This is a genomic window from Geminocystis sp. CENA526 (genome assembly GCF_050753365.1).
Lineage (GTDB): Bacteria > Cyanobacteriota > Cyanobacteriia > Cyanobacteriales > Cyanobacteriaceae > Geminocystis.
The window spans coordinates 1-2371 of sequence record NZ_JBLZFY010000222.1 but is presented as its reverse complement, the minus strand read 5'-3'; the positions used below and the strand labels follow the sequence as shown (position 1 = coordinate 2371).

Below are 2371 nucleotides of genomic sequence, written 5' to 3'. Positions count from 1 at the left end.
CCTTTTACCTTAGAATTTCAAGGATTTACGTTAATTAGTGGCACATATCAACCAATTAAAGCCAATGAAAAAGGTTGGTTATATTCAGAACAATTAGATTTATATTTGGGGTTACATAAGGGCAAATTGCGTTATTTTACTCCTGATGGTGAATTAGTACCTACTCCCGAAGAATCTGCTATGCAAGAAAGACAAAAAGCCAATAAATTAGCAGAAAAATTAAGGGAATTAGGAATTAACCCCGATGAAATTATGTAAAATAAATTTACTAAATCGATGGAGAAAAATATAAATTATGACATCTTCCTTGACTTTAACTCCTGTTACAGAAAACAAAGTTGACACTTGCCATGAGATAATGTATCCCCAAGGAGAGTTTTGGAGTGATGAACCACCATTGGAAACTTATCAACATTTACAACAAATTATTATCTTACTCAAATCCTTACAGTGGTTGTGGCAGGATAAAAGCGATTATTTTTGTGCAGGTAATTTAACCATTTATTACAGTCCAAATCAAAAGAAATCAGAGTATTTTCGAGGACCAGATTTTTTTGTAGTTTTAGATACAACTAACGATGAAACTCGTAAAAGTTGGGTAGTATGGGAAGAAGGGGGAAAATATCCTAACGTTATTGTGGAAATTTTATCGGATAGTACTGCTAAGTTCGATCGAGATGGTAAAAAAGGGATTTATCAGGATATATTTAGAACACCAGATTATTTTTGGTTCGATCCTTTTACCTTAGAATTTCAAGGATTTACGTTAATTAGTGGTAAATATCAAGCTATAACTCCTAATGAGCAAGGGTGGTTATATTCAGAGCAATTAGAGTTATATTTAGGGTTACATGAGGGAAAATTGCGTTACTTTACCCCTAATGGTGAATTAGTGGCTACTCCCGAAGAATCTGCTATTCAAGAAAGGCAAAAGGCACAGGTAGCGGAAAATCTTGCCATTCAAGAAAAACAAAAAGCCGATAAATTAGCACAAAAATTAAGGGAATTAGGAATTAACCCCGATGAAATTATCTAAAATAAATTTACTAAATCGATGGAGAAAAATGTAAATTATGACATCTTCCTTGACTTTAAATCCTGTCACAGAAAACAAAGTTGACACTTGCCATGAGATAATGTATCCTCAAGGAGAGTTTTGGAGTGATGAACCACCATTGGAAACTTATCAACATTTACAGCAAATTATTATCTTACTCAAATCCTTACAGTGGTTGTGGCAGGATAAACAAGATTATTTTTGTGCCGGTAATTTAACCATTTATTACAGTCCAAATCAAAAAAAATCAGAGTATTTTCGAGGACCAGATTTTTTTGTAGTTTTAAATACGACTAATGATGAAACTCGCAAAAGTTGGGTAGTGTGGGAAGAAGGGGGAAAATATCCTAATGTTATCGTCGAAATTTTATCGGACAGTACGGCTAAGTTCGATCGAGATGGTAAAAAAGCGATTTATCAGGATATATTTAGAACACCAGATTATTTTTGGTTTGATCCTTTTACCTTAGAATTTCAAGGATTTACGTTAATTAGTGGCACATATCAACCAATTAAAGCCAATGAAAAAGGTTGGTTATATTCAGAACAATTAGAGTTATATTTAGGGTTACACGAGGGAAAATTGCGTTACTTTACCCCTAATGGTGAATTAGTGGCTACTCCCGAAGAATCTGCTATGGAAGAAAGGCAACAAGCCCAAATTGAGCGTCAACAAAAAGAATTGGCTAAACAACAAGCCCAAATTGAGCGTCAACAAAAAGAGTTAGCTTTACAAGAAATTGCACAGTTGAAAGAGAAATTGAAGCAATTAGGGATTAACCTTGATGAAATTATCTAAAATAAATGTAATAAATCGATGGAGAAAAATATAAATTATGACATCTTCCTTGACTTTAAATCCTGTCACAGCAAAGTTGACACTTGCCATGAGATAATATATCCTCAAGGAGAGTTTTGGAGTGATGAACCACCATTGGAAACTTATCAACATTTACAACAAATTATTATCTTACTCAAATCCTTACAGTGGTTATGGCAGGATAAACAAGATTATTTTTGTGCCGGTAATTTAACCATTTATTACAGTCCAAATCAAAAAAAATCAGAGTATTTTCGAGGACCAGATTTTTTTGTAGTTTTAAATACGACTAACGATGAAACTCGTAAAAGTTGGGTAGTGTGGGAAGAAGGGGGAAAATATCCTAATGTTATCGTCGAAATTTTATCAGATAGTACTGCTAAGTTCGATCGAGATGGCAAAAAAGCAATTTATCAGGATATATTTAGAACACCAGATTATTTTTGGTTTGATCCTTTTACCTTAGAATTTCAAGGATTTACGTTAATTAGTGG

At 33.4% G+C, this 2371-nt stretch carries 3 protein-coding genes and 1 pseudogene; all 4 read left to right on the top strand.

The window, feature by feature from the left end:
- Window positions 1-258: pseudogene (locus ACN4EE_RS22870) on the top strand (Uma2 family endonuclease); the annotation flags it as partial.
- 37 nt (window positions 259-295) lie between these two features.
- Entirely contained in the window at window positions 296-1036 is a 741-nt protein-coding gene (locus ACN4EE_RS22865; protein WP_431708818.1) for a Uma2 family endonuclease, read from the top strand.
- A gap of 37 nt (window positions 1037-1073) precedes the next feature.
- A complete protein-coding gene (locus tag ACN4EE_RS22860; RefSeq protein WP_431708817.1) occupies window positions 1074-1856 on the top strand; it encodes a Uma2 family endonuclease in 783 nt (260 codons plus the stop codon).
- A gap of 18 nt (window positions 1857-1874) precedes the next feature.
- On the top strand, window positions 1875-2371 hold a 497-nt coding region (locus tag ACN4EE_RS22855; protein WP_431708816.1), incomplete at its 3' end, for a Uma2 family endonuclease.

What these genes read in the sequence shown, in the direction of transcription:
- ACN4EE_RS22865 (WP_431708818.1), top strand. Translation starts at nt 296, where the DNA reads ATGACATCTTCCTTGACTTTAACTCCTGTTACAGAAAACAAAGTTGAC.
- ACN4EE_RS22860 (WP_431708817.1), top strand. Translation starts at nt 1,074, where the DNA reads ATGACATCTTCCTTGACTTTAAATCCTGTCACAGAAAACAAAGTTGAC.